Raw genomic sequence first — 22126 nt, 5'->3', positions numbered from 1 at the left:
CAGGACAGTGCGCGGGGACTCGCTGTAACGAATCCCCGCACACCCTGTGAGTTCTTTAGACCTCGAGCGCGGCCATGGCCAGATCGGGGTTTCCGAAGCGGTGTGCTGTGATCGACAGTGACTGCTCTTGCAGGAAGATCAGCAGTTCAACGCGACCGGATGTCGTGACTTCACCTGACCACACCGCGACGTCAGGGTTTCCGCCAACGGCTTCTGCGATATCGACAGGGGAACCACCGATGAGGCGCACGCGGCTGGTCTTCAACTCGCCCTTGGCCGCACGCTCGTTCCAGCGAGCATCCGACTCAACACGAACCTGAGCAACCGAGACGCCGGCATTTGCCGACTCGAACGATTCAGTGAGCAGCGACGGCAACGGGATAGCGGAGCTGATGTGAATGGTCGCGCCGACACGAGCGGCACCGGCGATCATCCGCACCAGGTGGCCCATCGGTTCGCCCTCTGACAGGCGAATGGTGACGGGTACCGGGCGGTAGCGGAAGACGTTGCGCTCGACGCCGAGGTCTGAGACATCACGGCTGACGCCGAACTCGGTCTCCCACGCGCGCTGGTCGCTTTCGGCGGCGCGACGAACACGGTCGAACTCGTCGAATTCCATGCCCGACTGTGCCTTCTTGATAACCGAAGAGACCTGGTCGCTGAGACCGCGGACTTGAATGTCGCGAGCGGCGGGCTGCTCGACGGCCTTCCACTGTCCGAGTGTCATCAGGTAGTTGGGTCCGCCAGCCTTGGCGTGGCAGCCAACGGCTGAACGCTTCCACCCACCGAAGGGCTGGCGGCGAACAATGGCGCCCGTGATTCCGCGGTTGACATAGGCGTTTCCGGCCTGAACTTCATCGAGCCAGCGTGCGACCTCTGTGGGGTCGAGCGAGTGGATGCCCGCCGTCAGTCCGTAGTCCACGGCGTTCTGCATCTCGATCGCTTCGGTGAGGTTCTTAGCGCGCATCACACCGAGAACGGGCCCGAAGTATTCGGTCATGTGGAACTCGCTGCCGGGGACAACACCGGTGCGAACTCCGGGAGTCCACTGCTTGCCTTCGTCATCGAGCTGACGTGGCTTTACGAGCCAGCTCTCACCGGGAGCGAGAGTCGTGAGTGCACCAAGCAGCTTGCCCTGAGCAGGCTCAACGATCGGGCCCATCATGGTGAGAGGGTCCTGAGGGAGACCAACGCGCAGAGTGCGCACCGAGTCAACCAGCTGACGCTCGAAACGTTCGCTCTTACCAACCGAACCGACCAAGATCACGAGCGAGGCTGCCGAACACTTTTGCCCAGCGTGGCCGAAGGCGCTCTTGGTGACGTCGGCGACGGCGAGATCGAGGTCTGCGCTCGGCGTCACGATGATGGCGTTCTTGCCACTGGTCTCCGCGAGAATCGGCAGGTCATTGCGCCAAGAACGGAACATGGCGGCAGTTTCCCACGCCCCCGTCAGGATGACGCGGTCAACAGCGGGGTCGGCAATCATGACGCGACCGAGTTCACGATCCTTCAGATCAACGAAGGCGAGCACTTCACGCGGCACGCCCGCTTCCCAGAGCGCTTCGACCATTACGGCGGCGCTGCGCTGCGAAAGTTTCGCTGGCTTGATGATGACGCCACTGCCCGAGGCGAGTGCCGAAAGCACGCTGCCGGCGGGAATGGCAACCGGGAAGTTCCACGGCGGAGTAACGATGATGAGCTTTGACGGCACGAACGTGGCATCGTCGATCGCTTCAAGGTCGAGAGAGCGCTCGGCGTAGTAGTGCGCGAAGTCAATCGCTTCGCTGACCTCTACGTCACCTTCGGCGATCGTCTTGCCGGCTTCGGTAGCCATTACCTCGATGAGGCGGGCACGCGAGGCTTCGATCGCGTCGCCGGCGCGGTGCAAGATTGCGGCGCGTTCTGCGGCGGGCCTGCTACCCCAGTTCGCTCCGGCAGTGGTGACGGAACTGAGGATGCTCTTCATCTGCTCAGGGGTACTGACAGCGCCAGCCTTAACAGTGTCAATGCCGAGTTGTGAGTCGCCGCTGCGCGCCAGGATTGCACGACCCCACGTGCGGTTTTCGCCAATGGCCTGGTCAGTATCTGCGACGTTGTTGAACGGGCGGTCGCCGATGAGCGCGGCGGGCTGGTTGCGGTCCTGCACCCGGTTGGATACCTGTGCTGGTGCATCGAGGTTCGCGAGCGACGCCAAGAAGCGGTCCTGCTCGCGCACGAAGATGTGTTCGTTGCTGGAAAGCTCGAACAGTCCAGACATGAAGTTCTCGGTGCTGGCGTTCTCTTCGAGGCGGCGCACGAGGTAGCTGATGGCCGAGTCGAACTCGCTCGGCTGAACGACGGGCGTGTACAGCAGCAGGCTGCCGACATCCTTCCTGACTGCTTCGGCCTGGCCGGTAGCCATTCCGAGCAGCATTTCGAATTCGATGCCCTCGGTTACGCCACGCTCTTGAGCGAGGTGCCACGCGAATGCGATGTCGAAGAGGTTGTGGCCGGCAACACCGATGCGAACAGCGTCGATGTGCTCGGGGGTGAATGCCCAATCGAGCACGCGCTTGTAGTGAGTGTCACTGTCTTGCTTGGTTCCCCACGTAGCCATCGGCCAGTGGTGAGTTACCGCGTCGACGTGTTCCATCGCGAGGTTGGCGCCCTTAACAACGCGCACCTTGATGTTGGCGCCGCCGCGAGCGCGACGAGCCGTTGACCAACGGGTCAGTTCCTGCAGCGCCGTGAGGGCATCCGGCAGGTACGCCTGAAGCACGATGCCCGCTTCAAGTTCGAGCAGTTCTGGCTGGTCGAGAAGCTTCTCGAAGACCGCGATCGTAAGGTCGAGGTCTTTGAATTCTTCCATGTCGAGGTTGATGAACTTCTTCGACGGCGAGCGCAAGGCAAGCAAGTAGAGCGGGGTGAGGCGGTCAACAACACGGTCGACCGTCTCATCGAAAGCCCACATGGAAAGCTGCGACACGACTGACGACACCTTGATGGAAACGTAGTCAACGTCATCCCGGTTCAGGAGGGCGCGCGTTCCGGCGAGACGGTTGTCGGCTTCGTCGTCACCGAGCACGGCTTCACCGAGCAGGTTGAGGTTCAGGTTGACGCCTTCACGACGAAGGTGCACGAGAGCCTTGTCGAGCTTCGCTGGGGTCGCGTCGATGATGAGGTGGCCAACCATGCCGCGGAGCACGCGGCGAGCGATCGGAACGATGATCCACGGAAGCAGGGGCGCGAAGCCACCGCCGACGAGGATGGCGAAGCGGAGGTACCACGGCAGGAACGCCGGGATGATGTGGGTGAGGCGCTCGAGGTTGCGGCCGGCGACACGCAAATCTTCGGGGCGAACCACGGTGTCGATGAAGCCGAGAGTGAACTCGAGTCCGTTCGGATCTTTCAGTACGCCAGCGAGGCGCGTGGCGCTCGCATCGGTCGGAAACTCTTCACTTTCAGCCAGCCAGCGACGAACGGTGGCTACCGTTTGGTCGGCAATCTGCTGGTGTGAAGCATCGAGGTTGTCGGTAGAAGTTGACATGCTCACGAGAATAGGCCTCCGAACGGGGATTGGGCTGGAACTCTCAGTGTGCGCCCGGGAGTGCCTTTAGCAAAAGCGACGGAAATCGCAGGGTTTCAGTTAGAATTAGTTAACGATTGGCGGAGAAATGCTCGACGTAAGACGGCTGCGACTTTTGCGAGAACTCAAGCTTCGCGGCACCATCGCCGCAGTGGCAAACGCCCTCAGTTACACGCCGTCTGCAGTGTCTCAACAGCTCGCTCTTCTCGAAGAAGAAGCGCGAGTTCCGCTGCTCGTCAAAGCGGGTCGACGGGTGCAACTCACCCCCGAAGCCGAGCTGCTTGTTGAACACACCGTTGCCCTCCTCGAACGCCTCGAACTCATGGAAGCGGAGATCCACTCCTCCCTCACCGAAGTGCGCGGAAAGGTGCGTCTCGCTGTATTCCAATCGGCAGCACTCGGCATCATTCCCCAAGCGCTCAGCATCATCGCCAACGAACATCCCCAACTGCGCATCGAGATGACCCAGCGCGAGCCCGAGAGCGCCCTCTTCGAAACCTGGACGCGCGAATTCGACCTCGTGATCGCCGAACAGTATCCCGGTCATGCCGCACCCCGGCATCCCGACCTCGACATGCTCCCCCTCTATGCCGACGAACTCTCGCTCGCTGTTCCTCACGAGAGCGGAATCATGAGCCTCGCCGACACCACCCAGAGCGCGTGGGTAATGGAACCCCGAGGCACCGCATCCCGCCACTGGGCAGAACAGCAGTGCCGGCGCGCAGGGATAGAGCCCGACGTGCGCTACGAAACCGCCGACCTTCAGGCCCACATCCGTCTGGTTGAATCAGGCCACGCCACCGCGATCTTGCCCGGTCTGGTCTGGGGAACACGCACGCCGACCGTCGCTTTGCGGCCGATGCCCGGCCTTCCCCGACGCACCGTCTTTACGTCGGTGCGCGACTCGAGCGTCAGCCGGCCATCGATTGTGGCGTGCCGAGAAGTGCTCGAGCGAGTCGTTCTCGCGCTCGCGCCGGAGTAGCCCCGTTCGCTGCAGTGGTGGCTGAAGCTGCTGCAGTCGCTGTGGTCGCCGCAGCGGCGAAACCTAGCTACGCAGAATCGCGGATGACGAGCTCAGTGTCGAGGGTCGTCACGGTGTCGACTGGTCGGTTTTCAATCAGGCCGACAATCATTTCTGCCATGCGTCGGCCCATCTCGACGGAGGGTTGGCGCACTGTCGTCAGTGGCGGAGTCGCGGTGCTCCCATAGTTGTCGTCGTCGAAACCAACCACGGCGATATCGGCAGGCACGGAGAGCCCGGCTTCGCGGATCGCCGAGTAGGCGCCGATGGCCATCTGGTCGTTGGCCGCGAAGATGCCGTCGATGGGCTCACCGCGGGCAAGCAGTCGACGCATTGCTTCTGCTCCGGAGGGCGGCGAGAAGTCGCCGACTTCAACGAGGTCGCTCGTGAGTCCGTGCTTGCCAAGAGTGGAGTGGAAGGCAGAAAGGCGGTCTACGCCCGGGGGCATATCTTGCGGGCCGGCGATCGTAGCTAGCTTGGTGCGGCCGGACGCGATCAAATGCTCAACGGCGGTGCAGGCACCAGCGAAGTTGTCGACATCCACGTAGTAGTTGTCGCCGCTAACGTCGCTGAGCGGGCGCCCACCGAACACGACAGGCAAGGTGCGGCTGAGCTCAGAGTAGGAGTGGTCGCCCGTGTGGTGCGAGACCACCAGAGCGCCATCGACGTTGCCGCCGAGGAGGTAGCGCCGCGTCTTGTGTGATGCGGCGCCTGACTCGATGATCATGTTGAGCGTGTAATCCGTGTCTTCGAGATAGAGCGCAACGCCCTGAACGACCGCCGCGAAGAAGGGGTCATCGAAGACCTTGGCTGCCGATTCCGGAACCACCATCGCGATGGCCTGCGTCTTGCGACTCACGAGCGAACGGGCAGCGCGATTGGGCACGTAGTTGAGCTCGTCGATGGCGGCCTGAACGACAGTGGCGACATCCGGGCTCACCTTAGGAGAACCGTTGACCACGCGAGACACGGTGGCGCGCGAAACGCCTGCCTGTGCCGCCACCATTTCGAGTGTTGGCATGGCCCCGCTGCGCAGTTTCTCCGCCACGAGCTCGCTCTCTATTAGAAGGTCTTGCCTAACCCTAACGATCAGGAGGCCTTCTTCGTGGCAGCGATGTGGGCTGCGTATTCCGTGGCGCTGCGCTTCGGGATGCGCTCTTGAGTGTCGTAATCGACGTAAACAATGCCGAAACGTTTGTTGTAGCCCCACGCCCATTCGAAGTTGTCGAGGAGCGACCACACGAAGTAGCCGCGCACATCAGCACCGTTTGCAATGGCATCCGCCACAGCCTGGATGTGTTGCGCAACGTAGCTGGCACGCTGGGGGTCGTCGATCGTGTCGCCCTCACGAGTGTCGTCGTAGGAGGCACCGTTTTCGGTGACATACAGCGGCGGCAATGTGGGGTACTCCTTGCCCAAGCGCACAAGGAGGTGCTGCAAACCGCTCGGGTTGACTTCCCAATCCATCGCCGTGCGAGGGAGGTCACGCGGGGGCATCGTCACGAACTCGCTGCCGACAAACATCGAGCGACCGGGCTTAGTGGTTGGCCGAAGTCCGGGTGCTGCATCAGCGGGAGCGGGATGCCCACTCACGTTGTCATCGTGGTAGTGGTTCACTCCCAAGAAATCGATGGGCGCCGAGATGATGTCCAAGTCTCCGGGCTGAACATACTGCTCGAAGTTGTAGTCGCGCATGTCTTCGAGCACGTCAGCCGGGTAGGCGCCGAGCACGAGCGGCTCTAAGAACATGCGGTTCCAGATGCCGTCGATGCGACGCGCAGCGTCGAGGTCAACAGGATCGTTCGGATCGTTGGGTACGGCGTTCGTGAGGTTCAGCGTGATGCCGAGCTCTATCTCGCGGCCCTTCGCGGCAGCAAGCTTGCGCAGGCGAGCCGCAGCCAAACCGTGAGCCAAGTGCTGGTGGTGCAGCGCGGCGAGGCCCTGATTCGGGTCAGTGAGGCCGGGAGCGTGCTCGCCCGCGATGTAGCCAATCAGCGACGAGCAGAGCGGCTCATTGAAGGTTGTCCAGTGGCTGACGCGATCGCCGAGCGCGGTGTAGACAGCTTCGGCATAGTCCGCGAAACGGTACGCGGTTTCGCGGTTCGCCCATCCGCCCTTCTCCTGAAGTGCCTGTGGCAAGTCCCAGTGATAAAGCGTGAGCCACGGCAGGATGCCGGCCTCCAGCAGCGAGTCAACAAGACGACTGTAGAAGTCGAGGCCCTCGGCGTTGGGCTCGCGGTCGCCGGGAACAACACGGGCCCAGCTGGTGGAGAAGCGGTAGGAATCGAGCCCCAGCTTCTTCATCAACTGCACGTCATCGTTCATGCGGTAGTAGTGGTCGACCGCAATTTCGGGGGTGTCTCCGTTGGCAACGGCGAGGGGCTGGCGGGCATAGTGATCCCAAATGGAATCCTCTTTGCCGCCTTCGTGAGCTGCTCCCTCGATCTGGGCAGCCGCGGTGGCGGATCCCCAGAGGAAGCCTTTCGGCCAGGTGGTGGTGAGAGTGTTCATTAGCCTTTTACTGCTCCTGCCATGATGCCCGAGACGAGTTGCCGTCCGGCGAGAATGAAGATGATGAGCAGCGGCAAGGTGGCAAGCACCGCTCCCGAAAGCACGACCGAGTAGTCCACGTATTTTGCGCTCTGCAGTTGGCTGAGCGCAACCTGCAGGGTCGGATTTTGTGGTGCGACCAGCAGAGGCCACAAGTAATCGGTCCACGCGGTCATGAACGTGAAGAGTCCGAGGATCGCCATCGCGGGGCGAGCTGCCGGAATCCCGACGCTCCAGAAAGTGCGGAACATGTTGGCCCCGTCGACACGGGCCGCTTCGATGAGTTCGTCAGGGATGACATCCACCAAATATTGGCGCATGAAGAACACACCGAATGCTGTCACGAGCGTTGGCACGACAACAGCCCCGAGCGTGCCGGTCCAGCCGAGCTCTTTCATGAGCATGAACTGCGGGATGATGCCGAGCTGCGTTGGCACTGCGAGCGTCGCGATCACGAAGATCATGAGCCCTTCGCGGCCTTTGAAGCGCAGCTTGGCGAACGCATAGCCGGCGAGCGTCGAGAAGAAGATCACCGAGGTGGTGATGATCGTTGACACGATGATGCTGTTCAGCAGCGACTGCCAGAAGGGAACGGTCGAGAGAACTTCGCCGACGTTGATCCAAAAGCGACCGCCGGGCAGCAGCGGCGGCCAGGTTTCAGTGATGGCGGTGTTGTCGCTCGAGCCAACAACGTACGACCACCAGAGCGGGTAGGAGCCGCCGAGGAAGAGGGCCATCAGCAGGCCATAAACAAGGAAGCCGGGGCGTTCAGCGAGTCCGCGTGCACGGCCTCTGCTGCGGCGCTTCTCGTCGGCTACGGCCTGCTTGTCGGCGGCGCGATCGGGGGTTCGTGTGGGGCTCGTGGTGCTCATGAGCTCTTCTCCTCGTCTACGACGGATACCGCCGGCACAGCAGTGGGGTTGGCCGCGGTGGTGGCGCGGTAGCGCGCAAGCTTCTTAGCTCGACGCTTGGAGATGACCTTCACTTCGGTGGAGGCGATCTTGCGCGAGATCATGAAGTTCAGCAGTCCGATGCCGACGATGATCAGGAACAGCAGCCAGGCAATCGCCGAAGCCTTGCCAAAGTCTCCGCGGTTGAAGGCCATATCCCACAGGTACAGCACGGTGGTTTGGTACTCGCGATGGGCACCGCCCAGGTTCGCGCTGGTGGGGTTGAAGAGCTTCGGTTCGGTGAAGATCTGCAGGCCACCGATCGTGGCGGTGATGATGACGAAGATCATGGTGGGGCGGATGCTCGGCAGCGTCATCGAGAAGAACCGACGCACGGCGCCCGCTCCGTCCAGGGATGCCGATTCGTAAATGTCGCGGGGAACGGCCTGCATCGCTGCGAGCAGGATGAGCGCGTTGTAGCCCGTCCAGCGCCAGTTAACCATCGTGGCGATAGCGAAGTGGCTCGGGAATACTTCGCTCTTCCACAGCACCGGGTCGATATTGAACGAGGTCAGAATGTTGTTGATGAGCCCGTACTTTTCACCGAACGCACTCGAGAAGATGATGGCCACAGCAACCGGGGTCACGATGTACGGGATGAGGATGCTCATGCGCCAGAACGTCTTAGCGCGAAGGTTTTGGTCGAGCAGAGCCGCGATGAAGACGGCCGCGACCAGCTGCGGAATCGCGCTGAGCAGGAAGATGCTCATGGTGTTGAAGAGCGAGTTCCAGAAGTAGGGGTCGTTCAGTTCGGCGACGTAGTTGTCGAAACCGATCCACTCGCCGGCACCGCTCAGGATGTCCCAGTCGTTCAGTGACACCACGAAGGTGTAGACGAGCGGGAAGAGCCCGATGAGTGCAAAGAGCACGAAGAAGGGGGCGATGTAAAGGTAGGGGGATGCCTTCACGTCGAGGCGACTCAGACGTTGCCGCCTGGTGAGCTGGGTGGTTGTGCGCGTGGAGCGCTTCTTCGCCTCACCTGAATCAGGTCGGGGCGGGCTCGTCATCGTCGTCATGAGATATCGCTTTCAAGAAGTGAGGCCCCCGGCAGAGGGGACGCCGGGGGCCTCAATTACTGCTGTGGACTAGTTGAGGTCGAGGTTCTTCAGAACCTCAATCGCGTTGTTCCACGCGGTGTCACCGTCAACACCCGAGTCGAGTTCCTTGGTAGCGGGGCCGAAGACCTGCTCCTGGATAACTGAGTCGTTCGGGCCCTTGAACTGCGAGGTCACGCCTTCTGCACGCGATCCGAGGATCGTGCCGATGGGGGCATCGTTGAAGAAGGTGCTGAGCTCGCTGCCGCCGGTTACACCGTCGTCAGTCTGAGCTGCGATAACGCTGGGGAACGTTCCTGCAGCCTGGAAGGCAGCAACTTCGGATTCAGCGGAGGTGAGGTAAGCGGCAAGCTTTGCTGCCTCTTCAGGGTGCTCAGACTGAGTCGGAACGGTCAGGAAGGCGCCGCCCCAGTTTGCTGCTCCACCGGGGAAGACATCTGCGAAGTCCCAGCCAGTGCTGGCGTCTCCGCCTGCTGCTTCAACCTGTCCCTTGACGACACCGAGCATCCAGCCGGGGCACATGAACGTAGCGAATGAGCCATCAGTGAAGGCCTTTCCCCCGCCCCAGTCCCACGCGCTCTGCTGGCTAGAAAGTCCAGCTGCTGCGCCATCGGCGAGCTTGTCCCACTGCGACTGCAGTGCGGAGTTGCCCTCGACGTTGATTTCGCCGTCAGCGGTGTAGTAGCCCTCGTCAAGCTGGTTGACCATGGCGTTCCAGACGAAGCCGGAGTGGTCGTAGAAGGCCTTGCCGGTTGCTGCGTTGTAGTCCTTGCCGACCTGGAAGAATTCATCCCAGGTTGCGTCGTCGCCACCGAAGAGCTCGGCAACGGCGTCGCGGTCAGACGGCATGCCGGCTTCTTCGAGAAGTGCGCCGTTGTAGCAGAGGCCTTCCGGTCCGATGTCGGTTCCGTAGCCGATGATGCGGCCGTCGGCGTCGGTGCCCTGAGCGAGCTTCCAGTCGACCCAGCGGTCCTTGATGTCGTCTGCGCCATATTCGCTGAGGTCTACGAACGTGTCGGAGACCTGCATGACCTGGCCGAGCCATCCTTCTTCAACGGCCTGAACGTCGGCGAGACCAGCGCCTGCTGCCTGCTTGGTCTTCCAGTCGGTCAACGCGTTTCCACCGGTGTCGATGTTGGTTGCCTTGATGGTGATGTTGGGGTTGTCGGCTTCGTACGCTGCGTACAGTCCGTCGAGTCCCATCGTGCCGAAGGTGGTCACGGTGAGGGTGATGGGGCCATCGCTGTCTCCACCGTCAGTTGCTGAACAACCGGTGGCGAGAAGAGCGAGAGATGCTGCGCCGGCGACGGCTGCAACCATCTTGGTGCGTCGTTGAGATTTCACGGTCACTTCCTTGTGAATGAGGGTTATTGGTGTCCGAAAGAGACCCCCATCAGGAATGAGAGCGCTCTCACGATTGCAGACTGATCTTATGAGAGCGCTCTCTCGAATGTCAAGAGAGCGCTCTCATAAAGGTGAAAGTCATACAAATCACTGCAAACGCTTGCTGTTAGCGCTTACTCCCAGGTGCTGGGCGCATCGGCGCGACTGACGGGCAGAGCAACATGATCAGCCCACTCCTGAACCCAGTCGGGCATGACGGGTTGTTCGTCATCCCAGCCAATGGTTTCGAGCAGTTCGGCGACGCTGACGGTGCCGCCAGAGCTCCGCAGGAAGCGGGCGCGGGTCATCGCCTGGGCGTAAATCTGGCCGTCGACCACAAAACGTTGCTCGACAAAGACGGCCTTGTCGTCGTAGCCGACAACGCGCGATTCGAGCTGGAACTTCTTCCAGAGATCGAGCGACTTGCGAAAGCTGATGGTCTCGTTGGCCATCACCGGGTAGAACCCTTTGGCTCGAAGCTTCTGCCAGCCGCCGGCACGGATCAAGAGGTCCATGCGGCCGATGTCCATGATGGAGAAGTAGCGGCCGTTATTCATGTGGCGCAGTAGGTCAACATCGGTCGGCAGAACCTTCATCGTCATGCTGCCCACATCGGTGATGCCGAGGGCCGATCGTCGCGTGCTGAGGATGCGGTGCAAGATGGTGCGGAAGATCAGGTTCACTCGCCCAGATTAGGTGAATCGTGATCGACTCCGTGAATCGTTTGTAGGGATGCTCTAGCGAGTGGAGCTATTTTGTTCCGGCAAAACGCACAACAGCCTGCACGGGCGTGTGATCCGACGGCCAGCCGCCCGCATACCGCGTGACATTGATGCCCGCCTCCATCACGGTCACATCGGGCGTTGCAAGAACCCAGTCAATCCGCTTGCGATTGTGCTTCGGCGGGCCGTAGTTGGGGAACGTTCCCCACACTTGGGTGAGACGCTCCTCGGCGGTGTTCCACGTGTCTACGACCAGTCCATTACCGGTGAGCTGGCTATAAGGGTGAGTGTCAGCATCCGTATTGAAATCGCCGGTCAGGATGCTGGGGTGCGGTGTCGCCTGCACGATGTTTCTCAACGCGTCGGCGGAGTGAAGGCGCGACGTGCGAGACCGGTGGTCGAGGTGAGTGTTCACAGCCTGAAAGTGGATGCCGGTGGCGAGGTCGCGGAAGATAGCTTCCACCACGACGCGAGGCGTGCGATTGCCCCACGAGACCGATCCCGGAACATTCGGAGTATCGGAGAGCGCCGACTGCCGCCATTCGACCGCCTCCAGACGAGTGGAGTCGTAAAAGATGGGGCAGCCTTCGCCGCCCGTGTTCCTCTCGCGACCATGGCCGAGCGAACGGTAGTGCTCCCCCAACGACTGGCGCACAAAACGCGCCTGAGTGAAGAGGGCTTCTTGCACGCCGACCAGCGCCGGTTGTTCGGCGAGGAGAAGGCGTCTCATTAAGGGCTGACGGTGCCGCCACTGGTCGGGATTGCGCGGCAAAAGCTTGGGCAGGCGCCGACGGATGTTGTAGCTCATCACATGCAGGCCGGGGGCGTCGACGGGGCCGATCATCGAGCTACCGCGTGGAGGGAACGCCAGTTGGGGCTCACGCTCCGGGGCGAGCGCAGAAAAGTGCTTCGACCGTGGGGTGGTGATTCCCGTCATAGTTCAAGCCTAGGGCGTGGTCTGGCGTTTCGGTGGGGGTCGGGCGCGTGAAATGTCTCGTCGAAGTGACTGGTCGATCTGCACGCTCGATCTGCGTTCCTGCGTGACCGATGTGCGCGGTAGCGGCACGGGTCAACGACGATGTCGCTCCCCGGCCATATTCTGATCGAGACATGTACCTACTCACCGACACCGCTCTCGTGACGAGCGCCAGCGATCTGACCCAAGCGTCGAACTGCGAGTTCGGGTTTCTGCGCGTGCTCGACAAGCGGTTGGGGTTCTCTACTGATCCGCTGCCCGCTGACGATGCGATGTTGATGCGGGCGGCAGAGCTGGGAAACGTTCATGAGGAACGGCTGCGGGATCGCTATCGTGCCGAGTTCGGTGATGCGATGGTCGAGTTCGATAAGCCCCCGGGGCGCGACGCCGCTGTTTTGCGTGACTACGCGGCACGCACACGCGACGCTCTGCTCGCCGGTGCCCCCGTCATCTTTCAGGGAGTGTTCTTCGACGAGTCCGATCCTGAGTCACCCTTCATCGGCTACGCCGACTTTCTGGTCAAGCAGCCCGACGGCAGCTATCGGGTGGTCGACTCGAAGCTCTCGCGCCACGTGCGGGTCACCGCGCTGCTGCAACTGGCGGCGTACCACGAGCAACTTCAGAAGCTCGGCGTTCCGGCAGACGGCACCGTCGAGCTCATTCTCGGCAATGATGCCTCCGAGCTCGCTGCGGTGGCCGACATCGCCCCCGTCTTTCGCCACCGTCGGGCTCGCATGCACGCGATCATCGCCGAACATCGCGCCGAAGGTAAGCCGGTCGACTGGCACGATGAGCGGTATGCGCGGGATGGCCGCTGCAAGTTCTGCACGGAACCCGCCAAGAAAGCCGATGACCTGTTTACCGTCGCGGGGCTGCGCGCCGGTCAACGCACGAAGTTTCTGGCGGCGGGCATCCGCACCCTCACCGACCTGGCCGAAACTTCGGAACGTCCCGAAGACCTCGCCATCCCGAAAGCGAGTTTTGCCAAGCTTCACCTGCAGGCCAAGCTGCAGCACACGGTCGATCCGGCCGACAGCCACGCCATCCCGCCCGTCGTTGTCGTTGACCCCCGGCCGATCGCGAACCTGCCCGCGCCCAACGCCGGTGACCTCTTCTTCGACTTCGAGGGCGACCCGATGTACTCCGAGCCGGGCATCAGCGGGGTGCCGCGCTGGGGCCTCGACTACCTCTTCGGGTGGGTCGATGCCGAAGGCGACTTCGATTGCCTGTGGGCGCACTCCCATGCCGAGGAGCGGATCGCGCTGCGTTCGTTCCTGGACTTCGTCACGGAGCGGCGGCAGCAGCATCCGGGTCTCCACATTTATCACTACGCCAGCTACGAGAAGACACATCTGCTGAGCATCGCCGCCCGGCACGGCGAGGGTGAGGATGTTGTCGACCAGTTGCTGCGTGATGGCGTGCTGGTCGACCTGTACCCGATCGTGCGGGGTGCGCTGCGCATCGGAACGCCGTCGTATTCGATCAAGAAGCTTGAGCCGCTCTACATGGGCGAGGCCGAGCGTGCCGGGGTCACCAACGCTGCCGACTCCATTGGTGAGTATGTCGACTCCAGTGTCGCGGCCGCGAACGGCAACGTGCAGCGCGCGACCGAGATTCGCGATGCGATCGCCCGCTACAACGAGTACGACTGCGTTTCGACGCTCAAGCTGCGCGATTGGCTGCGGGCGTTGCCCGAAGTGCAAGGCGTTAAAGTCGAGCCGGTCGATGAAGAATTCGAGGGCAAGGTCTTTGAACCCAGTGCGCTCGACGTCGCGCTGCAAGCACTCGGCGATGACGCTGAAGGAGCGGGCGATCATCCGACCGCTAGTGCGTATCGCATGGCCGCCGCGGCGATCGATTACCACCGGCGCGAGGTCAAAAGTTTTTGGTGGGAGCACTACGACCGCCTCGAGCAACCGTCGGAGTTGTGGGAAGACACCCGTGGGATGTTCGTCGTCGATGGCGCCCAGCTGGATCGCGATTGGCACAAAGAGGGGCGCCAGCGCAACGAGCGTCGGCACCTTTATCTCCGCGGTCAATGGGCTCCGGGCAGCAGTGCCCCACGCCCGGGCGGCGATGTTTTTGTCGTCTACGGCGACCCGCTGCCTTATCTTCCGCCGGGCCATCGCGCCGGCGCGCGCCTCGCCCGCGGGGTTCGTTTCGCTGACCCCGCCGAGGATGAGGGCGGCATTTTCGTCATCGAGTCGAGGCCCGATGACATCCCGGCATGGGATGAAATCCCCACCCACCTCACGCCGGGCCCGCCACCGCGCGCCGACAGCATTGTTGCCGCGATCGAAGAGTGGGGCGAGACCGTCGTGGCCGCCGCACCGGAGTGGCCGGACGACGCGATGTCTGACCTTCTGCTGCGCAAAGCTCCCGCCGAGGTCGGCCCGCTTGAGCCCATGACGAGCGCGGATGATGGTGTGCGCGCCGTGATCGCCTCGCTGCTGTCGCGGGAGAGTGGATACCTCGCTGTGCAGGGCCCACCCGGCACCGGCAAGACGTACCTCGCTGCGCACGTTATTCAGCGGCTGGTCGAGAAGCATCACTGGAAGGTCGGCATAACCGCGCAGTCACACAAGGTGGTCGAGAACGTTCTCGACGCTGTGGTTCTCGACGCGAGCCTCGACCGGGAGCTTGTCGCGAAAGCGGTGCCGGGAGAGTTCGGTGTCGGCTACTACGCCGATGGTCCCTTCAGCGAGTTGCCGGCGAATGGTCACGCGGGCTTTGCGCGCGATCACGACTCGACGGGCTATGTCATCGGCGGCACGGCCTGGGACATGACCAATCGCAAACGCGTGCAGGCAAACCAACTCGACCTCCTTGTGATCGATGAGGCCGGGCAGTTCTCTCTTGCGAACACGATCGGTGTTGCCGCGAGCGCGAAACGCATTCTGCTGCTGGGCGACCCGCAGCAGCTCCCCCAGGTGAGCCAGGGCATCCACCCGGCGCCGGTCGATGGTTCGGCGCTCGGTCATGTGATCGGCGAGCTGGCGGTGCTGCCGGATGACTTCGGCTACTTCCTCGAAGAGAGCCGCCGCATGGATGAGGCCGTCACGCGCCCCGTCTCGCAACTCTCCTATGACGGCTTGCTGCGCTCACACGCGTCAACGGCGGGGCGGATGCTCGAGGGCTTCGCCCCCGGACTGCACTCGGTTCCGACCACTCACGTCGACAACTCCACCTTCTCTGCCGAAGAAGCCGAGCGCGTCGTCGAGCTGGTGCGTGAGCACCTCGGCGCAATGTGGACCTCCGAAGCCGGCGGTAAGGCAAAGCCGCTCGACGAGGACGGCATCATCGTGGTGACGCCGTACAACGCGCAGGTGGAGCTCCTGCGCAGTCATCTCGACGCTGCGGGGTATTCGCGCGTTGTCGTTGGCACCGTCGACAAGTTCCAGGGCCGAGAAGCGGTCATCTCGATCATCAGCCTCGCGGCCTCCAGCGCCGACGACGTGCCCCGCGGCCTCGACTTCCTGCTCTCCCGCAACCGCCTCAACGTCTCGATCTCACGCGCCCAGTGGGCGGCGTACCTCGTCTACTCGCCAGCGCTGCTCGATTCGCTGCCGCAGTCGGCGGAGGGCGTGGCGACACTGAGTCGGTTTATTTCGTTGGTTGAGGGGGCTGGCGCTAATCCCGCGGAATTGTTTAGCTGAAGTACGCACGAACGTCGGACGCCTGTGACTCCGTGAGATGCCACCTCGTTTCGAACGACGGGAGGGTTCCATACTTACTGCGCAGGTAATCTCGAATCTTTTTCGCGCTGACGCCAAGCTCGCGCGCAAGGTCATTTGGTGTGATCAGATCAGTCATTCGTTTTCTTCTCCGCTTTCTCTGCCGACAACTTCGGTGGGCTCAAATCCAGCGACGGCAATGCAGCGCCATCCACTCCGCGCCGCTTGAGAATTTCCAACATGTCCTCTTGGCGCGGTTGCCCCAGTGTGAACCGATAGAGAGTGAGTGCTTCCTTCATTCGGTCGATCTTGGCAAGATCGCGGCTGAGGGGGAATGAAACAAGCTGTCGTTCGATCTTCGCTTCCCCTGGATAAACCCAAAATGGCGAGAACTCTCCGAGGCCGGTGCGCGTTTCTATCGCTGCGTTGAACGCTGCGCGCCAAGGATTCGAGTCGGTTGAGGTCATTACGTCCCCGCTATGAGCAGCGGCAATGTTCTTGCGCACCGCGTGACCGGCGAAGCGATTGACCCTGCCTTCACGTTGCTCGAAATCGACAGGATTGGATGGCACGTTCCAGTGCACAACGGCGTGACTCCACCAATGGAAGTCGATCCCCTCTTGGCCCACGCTGGTCGAGGCGAGAACGAATGGCCAGAAGGGGCTGTTAAAGGCGTTTCGGATTTCGGGTTGCCGCGCGCTCTCTTCATTCTGTGTCTTGCCGCCGTATCGCAGAGCAAATCGCGCACTGAAGGAAATGTGGTCACCATCTGGGGCAAGGTCACGCGCTTGATAAATGGAGGGGCGCAGCGCAATCGCAGTGACGGCCCTGACAGCAAGAGCCATCAGCAAGTCATCATCGAGAGTTGCCCCCGCAGCCTCGCTGCGAAGCTGAAAGAGGTATTCGTCCAGCGCGGCTTGCAAGTTGCCATCGGCGCAATAGTCGAGGACTGCGAGCCAGTAGTACTCGTCCTCAGTGTCTTTCACCTTATCGAGCAGAAGCATGCTCTCCGTGCGGTTGAACAGACTGCGAAGGCCGTTCGACAGCATTGCGGCAGCTTTCCACTGGCCGGCATCGCTGCTCTCATCGTCGCCGTCGCGCAATCGTCCGAGCGCACGATATGCGATGTTACCTGGCGAGTGTAGGGCGAGTCTTGCGAGATCCGGATGCGACGACGCGGACTCTGACGCCCTCATCGATTCCAGAGCTAACTCGACGTGCGCGGTGATCTGCTGGCCTGCAGCACCCACGCTGTCTTCTTCTGAGTCAATAGGTCTCGCCGCCAGCATTTGAGCGAGCGTCTTGGAATCGAGAGCAAGCCCTTGCGGCGTTGCCCCCGGTTGAGCGAAGAACGCTTCCCACGCTCGCGACGACTTCGTTTCAGTGTCGAGCTGAGCCGAGATGGCCGACTGCGCGTCCTCCGCCGAAACGCTGTTTTGCTCGCTTTCCCGCGCAACCCTTAACGGATCCGCCACTTCAGCGAGCGCGGGGTGAGGCCAGAACAGAGCCAAGGTCGACATGTTGGCGGGGCTGGAATCCGCAGACTTTTTGTAATCAAGGCGTGCGGAGATTGCCTTCCGCGCGTCTGACGAATTAACCCGAAGGCGTGAGCCGCTCACGATCCGGCGCTCTGCCTCGTAGCTCAGCAGGCTCGCAATGGCCGTCGGGGTCGCAGTCCACGATGAGAACACGACCCGTTTGGTCACGCTCTCTGGCGCGACAGAGCTGTAGACACTACCTGGCGAAAAGTACGGGAGGGATGGGGGCAGCCACAGCAGCTTCCACCAGCCGGCGTCGACAGTTTCTTGAGCAAGCGCACCCAAATGGCTGTTGCCCAGTTCGATCTGTTCATAGCGACCAACAGCATCCGCATCGATCTGTTGGAGTTCGCGGAGGTGTCGGTCGATGCTTCCGTCATTTTCGGCCAGACGCTTGTCTACCGCGCTCGCTATTTTGTAACCGTCCATGAAACTCGCGAAGTAGGGAATCGATTTCCAGTACTCGAGCCCGATGGGAACGTCGAGCTCCGCCGATAGCCGCTCAAGCGCAACGTAGCCGGCAAAATCTGCATCCGCTGGGGACAGCGAGGGCAGTCGGCGCTCCCGAACCATGTCTCCTGCTTGCGGGCGCTCAGTTCGGCTCATCACTGTGAGGAGGCTGGCGCGTAATCGATCAACATGTTCGGTCGACGCCCTGCCGTTGACGACCTGCTGTCGGTACTGGGCGAATCCTTCGCGGATCTCGGCCAGCGAAACTGCGGAGCCTGCGGACAGAAATCCGAGGGTCGTCATCAGGTCTTTATAGTGATCGTCGCCAGCCTCATCCGCGGCCTCCGTAAATGGCTTGTACGGAGTCGCGGAGAGCAGCAGCACCTTTGCCGCCGAGTAGTTGAACAGGGTATGAGCCAGCTCGGCAGCGTCGCCTCCTTCTTCCACGTTGAGGAGGTGTCGGAAGCGTTGAAACTCGTCGAGGATGACCAGGTCGGGTTCGAGCGAATCCACACTCGCGCCAGCGAGAGCCGCCCGGAGCTTGGCCGTGAGATGCCGAATCGAGTCTTTGAGCGATGGCGGCACTTTGTGTTTCCCTGCCAGATTCCCCAACAAACCGAGATAACTATCGCGCAAACCGGAATCGGTGATGCTTCGATCAAATGCGCCGAGAATCGCCGGATCGACGGATCCATTGAGCCTGTGGCGCATGCGCTTCACTCGGTACGCGAAAGCTTCGGGGGTCTTGATTTGCCCTTGGAAGAGCATCCGCGATGCTCGCTGCTGTGCCCGTGAAAGCCCTAGCAGCTCGGTGAGCATGATGTGCAACAGCGCTCGTTCTTTTCCTGACCCAGAGCGCCACGAGCCCATATCGAACGAAGTTCCGGGGGTGAACGAAACCAGGTTGACCGGCTTTCGCCCGGCTGAGTTCGTTCCCGCGAGACGATGTGACTCACGCGCGAGCAAGGTGAGCCTGCTGGTGAGTCCGATGTGAGGATCGCCGGTGACATTCAGCCGACGCAGGTTCTGCGAGGCAAGATCCGAGTTGGAGCAGATGTAGACGATGTCGATTCGGTCGACGGTGTCATCATGTTGTAACCGCTCGATGGTTCGCGCGATGATTCCCCGAGCAATAACGCTCTTTCCTAGACCTGTCTCGTCTGCGACCAAGAAGCGCCCGCTGGCGTTGGGAGCGTCGTAGAGCCGGTACATCACATGTTCGACGGCGTCTCGTTGGAAAGACTTGAGTTCGGCGAGGATTGCCTCCGCGGAAAAGTCGTTCATACTGCGCCTCCTTTCTGCGCAAGCCGTGCGCGCCAGACTGGCTCCCAGAGATCGTCGAACCCTGCGGGTAGCGATCCTGAAGAAGTTGCGTCGCGCATCCGTTCGACAAGTCTGGCGAGATCATCTAGGCCCTCAGGGTTTTCAGCGAGAGAACGAACGAGAGTTTCAAAAACTCCCGCACCGTCACTCGACCAGGAGCCGAACCCGCCCGAGCCACCGAGGGGCATGTGTGCGCCCACGGAACCGCCGAGGCTAAGCATCAGGTGAAGGAATCGCAAAAACTTCTCTGGCGTATCGATCTGCCGCGCAAGAACTGCATCTCGGCGGTGATCACGATCACCGATCAATTCGGCACACACCACAGTGCTCCGCTGTTCGCCGCGAGTGTCCGTGACGCGAATGACTACGAAGGGCGTGATGTCTGTGAGATCAAGCTCGGCGAACACTGCGGGCGGACCATCGAGGGTTGGCAGGGAGTGTATATTTCCAGGCTTGGTGAGCAACTGCACTTGTGTGTCGATCTCCCCCGTGGGCTTCGAGTTGGTGACCGCTTGAACGTCGATCGAGAACTTGTCGTCCTCCTCGAGGTGGACAGTGTTGCGGAGACGAGTGCTCGCGAGTGAGCGAATGGCGTCGTCTAGTGCTCGGTCGGCTTTCTCCGTGTCAGTCTCTTGACCTCCCCCGGTGGTCACGTAGGGCATGGTGAGCTTACGGAGTTCAGAGTCTTCACCGAACACGGCCCTGACCCCGATTCGCGGCTGAGAGCCGACCATTTCGATAAGGAACTCGACGTTGCCTCCGAAGGCAGCGTGCGTGGCATTGGCTGAACCGACCACAGCTCGTGACGTGGGAGACCGGTCGAGAAAATAGGCCTTGGCGTGCAGCCCGACCAGCGGGTCGCCGTCGACCTCCTCGCTGTCACGAACCGCATCGTCGAGCACGTAGGCGTCGACGAATTTGAGCGTCTCCGGGCGTAGCCGGTCGAAGCTTTCGGCGCGCGAGATGACTCGCACCCTTTCTCTGCTTGACGAAGCTATATCCGCGAGGCCGTCATCCGAAATGAATGGGGAGATGACGAGGTGCCGCTTGCCCGTGAAATCAATAGTCTTCGCCCTGCCGATTCCTAAAGCGTGAAAATCCAACTGGCGGATGTCGGCGGGAAGCTCCCACGAGACCTTCGAGAGCCGCTCTGCTAATCCTTCAATTCGATCCCGACGTTCTTGCGCAAGCGGGCTAACCGCCAGCGAGGGGAGGCTCCGGAGGAGATCGCCCAGGGGTTCGTTCTGCTCTAGGGTTTCATCCCCTTCGGTACCGTCGAGCCTCACTACAAGGTCCCAACTGCGATCACTCGTGATGTTTCTACTGGAGCACAGCAGCCGATAGCTACGGTGCAACCCTCGTGCGTACTCAAGGATCCACACCTTCGGATGGAAGAGCGCCCCGGGCCGACCAACAGCAACAGGGTGGACCATGGGCTCTAGAAAGGCGACGAGGTCGGAGGCTTGCCGCGGCACCGCGATGAGCCCTGCTTGCGCGAAAATGTCCACGCGGTCGGCAGCCCGGCGCACCGCATCTAGGATCGCGATCGGGTCGTCGCTTTCGCGGACGTGGTGACCCGCGAACGACAGCGGTACCGCGAGTGCACTCGTGAGATCAAGGGTAAAGGTGGTTCCCACTGCGTGCACTAACTCGAAGCCACTCGGCGGGCGCAGCTGTTCAGTAAGAGCTGCGCGGGAATCTGGCTCAAGCATCTGCTCGCTCCAATCCGTCGTGCAGGTCAGCGAGGATGGCTCTCACTTGCCGCCACCGGAAGGTGAGTTCGCTGGCACCCGAAGCTCCCTGCCACGTCTCCAGAAGTCGAGGGTTATACAGTCGCGCTTGAGGTCCCTTATGGCGGCGCTCCCGCTGCCTGATAAAAGAGCGGAGACCTTCGTCGTCTGCGATCGAGAGCGATTCGCTGCCTGTCACTGCATCAAGCCACGTAGCTATAAATGATCGCAATTGAGGATTGATGCGGGGGTTCTTCGCGTAGACAAGCGACCAAAACTCGCTCCGGTCCCACGAGGAAAGATTTGCCGACGCCTCAGCGCGAACACTCTGCCATTTGCTCAAGCGCTCACGATAGAGCTCGACTTTGCCGCTGACGCGATCGTTCCCGGCGGCTTCGTACGTTTCCGCCAGCAGAAGGTTGTAGAGCAGCGATGCACCGTGGAAGGCGAGAGAGAACATTCGAGCATGAAACAAATCGCTGGTAACGCGTGGAGATGCCCCCGCAACGGCGGGTTCCAACCAAGGCGCAACACTTTCGGCTCGCGGACGATGGTCGAGGAAGTGAGCGAGCAGGGATCCTTCGCTTCCGTTGAGCATCCGATCCCGCAGCCATTCAGCTTCGGTGCGACTCAAATCGAAACCGCCCGCAGTCTCGCCGGGGAAGCCTTCGGGAACCGGAGGGAGGGTTGGCGACCATGGGCCGACCGAGCGCGGTTCATCGTTATCAGTAGCCGGAGCATGCTGGATGCTGGCCGCGACAGCATCCGCTTGGTTCTGAGAGGGGTCGAGGAGAATCTCGTATTGCCGGAGCGCAGCCCAGTATGTGCTTGAAGGAAGCGTCTTGAGTGCCGCCCCCGCGGTCTTGCCGAGCAGTCCCTCTCCGTCAGTTTCTCGTTTGAGAGTGGAGATCAGATTGCGCTCATTCCTGTCGACTCGACGTGCAATCTCATCGACGCTTAGGCCCTGCCTCGCGGCTGCAGAAAACGCCCAAGGGATGAAAAGCATGTACCGAGCCCGCGTGAGCAGTGTTGACGTTCCCGGGAAGAGTGTGTCGCTCAGCACGTCGCGAATCTGTCCAACCCCGAGCTCATCCCGGCTATCGCGTTCGCTGAATAGATTGACGATCTCGCGCATGCGACGTTGGTCTTCGCTCGATGCGTCAAGCCACGCTATAAGTGACGGCAATGC

At 61.5% G+C, this 22126-nt stretch carries 13 protein-coding genes; 2 read left to right on the top strand and 11 right to left on the bottom strand.

The features are described from left to right. Positions 1 to 55 precede the first annotated feature (55 nt). Positions 56 to 3526 (bottom strand): bifunctional proline dehydrogenase/L-glutamate gamma-semialdehyde dehydrogenase, encoded by a 3471-nt coding sequence (locus ACWFSR_RS00550; protein ID WP_197109117.1) that lies wholly within the window; start codon positions 3524 to 3526, stop codon positions 56 to 58. Between the two features lie 127 nt (positions 3527 to 3653). Between ACWFSR_RS00550 and ACWFSR_RS00545 the strand changes: the two genes are divergently transcribed. Then, positions 3654 to 4547, top strand: a complete 894-nt coding sequence (locus ACWFSR_RS00545) for a LysR family transcriptional regulator (protein ID WP_197106967.1) — start codon at positions 3654 to 3656, stop codon at positions 4545 to 4547. A gap of 67 nt (positions 4548 to 4614) precedes the next feature. On the opposite strand, the gene ACWFSR_RS00540 is transcribed toward ACWFSR_RS00545, so the two are convergent. From ACWFSR_RS00540 to ACWFSR_RS00510, 7 genes are all read right to left on the bottom strand, one after another. Beyond that, on the bottom strand, positions 4615 to 5607 hold the full coding sequence (locus tag ACWFSR_RS00540; RefSeq protein WP_197109118.1) for a LacI family DNA-binding transcriptional regulator: 993 nt from the start codon (positions 5605 to 5607) through the stop codon (positions 4615 to 4617). A gap of 68 nt (positions 5608 to 5675) precedes the next feature. Next, the gene (locus ACWFSR_RS00535; protein WP_447522800.1) at positions 5676 to 7097 is read right to left on the bottom strand and encodes a GH1 family beta-glucosidase; all 1422 of its coding nucleotides are present in this window, start codon (positions 7095 to 7097) and stop codon (positions 5676 to 5678) included. Then, a complete protein-coding gene (locus tag ACWFSR_RS00530; RefSeq protein WP_197106964.1) occupies positions 7097 to 8008 on the bottom strand; it encodes a carbohydrate ABC transporter permease in 912 nt (303 codons plus the stop codon). The genes ACWFSR_RS00535 and ACWFSR_RS00530 overlap by 1 nt, the downstream gene beginning before the upstream one ends. Beyond that, positions 8005 to 9102, bottom strand: a complete 1098-nt coding sequence (locus ACWFSR_RS00525) for a carbohydrate ABC transporter permease (RefSeq protein WP_197109121.1) — start codon at positions 9100 to 9102, stop codon at positions 8005 to 8007. The genes ACWFSR_RS00530 and ACWFSR_RS00525 overlap by 4 nt, the downstream gene beginning before the upstream one ends. A 69-nt stretch (positions 9103 to 9171) precedes the next feature. Beyond that, the gene (locus ACWFSR_RS00520; RefSeq protein WP_197109122.1) at positions 9172 to 10485 is read right to left on the bottom strand and encodes an ABC transporter substrate-binding protein; all 1314 of its coding nucleotides are present in this window, start codon (positions 10483 to 10485) and stop codon (positions 9172 to 9174) included. Between the two features lie 173 nt (positions 10486 to 10658). Next, positions 10659 to 11207, bottom strand: coding sequence for a thioesterase family protein (locus tag ACWFSR_RS00515; protein ID WP_197106961.1), 549 nt, complete (start codon positions 11205 to 11207; stop codon positions 10659 to 10661). Between the two features lie 67 nt (positions 11208 to 11274). Continuing rightward, positions 11275 to 12183, bottom strand: a complete 909-nt coding sequence (locus ACWFSR_RS00510) for an endonuclease/exonuclease/phosphatase family protein (protein ID WP_447522799.1) — start codon at positions 12181 to 12183, stop codon at positions 11275 to 11277. A 173-nt stretch (positions 12184 to 12356) separates the two neighbouring features. On the opposite strand from ACWFSR_RS00510, the gene ACWFSR_RS00505 reads away from it, so the two are divergent. After that, complete coding sequence (locus ACWFSR_RS00505; RefSeq protein WP_447522798.1) at positions 12357 to 15878, top strand: TM0106 family RecB-like putative nuclease; 3522 nt, start codon at positions 12357 to 12359, stop codon at positions 15876 to 15878. Between the two features lie 149 nt (positions 15879 to 16027). On the opposite strand, the gene ACWFSR_RS00500 is transcribed toward ACWFSR_RS00505, so the two are convergent. Genes ACWFSR_RS00500 through ACWFSR_RS00490 form a run of 3 tightly spaced genes read right to left on the bottom strand, consistent with a single transcriptional unit; the run spans position 16028 to position 22123 of the window. Further along, the gene (locus tag ACWFSR_RS00500) at positions 16028 to 19168 is read right to left on the bottom strand and encodes a helicase-related protein (RefSeq protein ID WP_447522797.1); all 3141 of its coding nucleotides are present in this window, start codon (positions 19166 to 19168) and stop codon (positions 16028 to 16030) included. After that, complete coding sequence (locus ACWFSR_RS00495; RefSeq protein ID WP_447522796.1) at positions 19165 to 20919, bottom strand: phospholipase D family protein; 1755 nt, start codon at positions 20917 to 20919, stop codon at positions 19165 to 19167. The genes ACWFSR_RS00500 and ACWFSR_RS00495 overlap by 4 nt, the downstream gene beginning before the upstream one ends. Further along, on the bottom strand, positions 20912 to 22123 hold the full coding sequence (locus tag ACWFSR_RS00490; protein WP_447522795.1) for a DUF6361 family protein: 1212 nt from the start codon (positions 22121 to 22123) through the stop codon (positions 20912 to 20914). The genes ACWFSR_RS00495 and ACWFSR_RS00490 overlap by 8 nt, the downstream gene beginning before the upstream one ends. Between the last annotated feature and the right edge of the window lie 3 nt (positions 22124 to 22126).

It is taken from the genome of Salinibacterium sp. NYA9b, from assembly GCF_976973725.1.
Note: the sequence above shows the minus strand (reverse complement) of the source record. Positions and strands in the feature narration are given on the sequence as shown.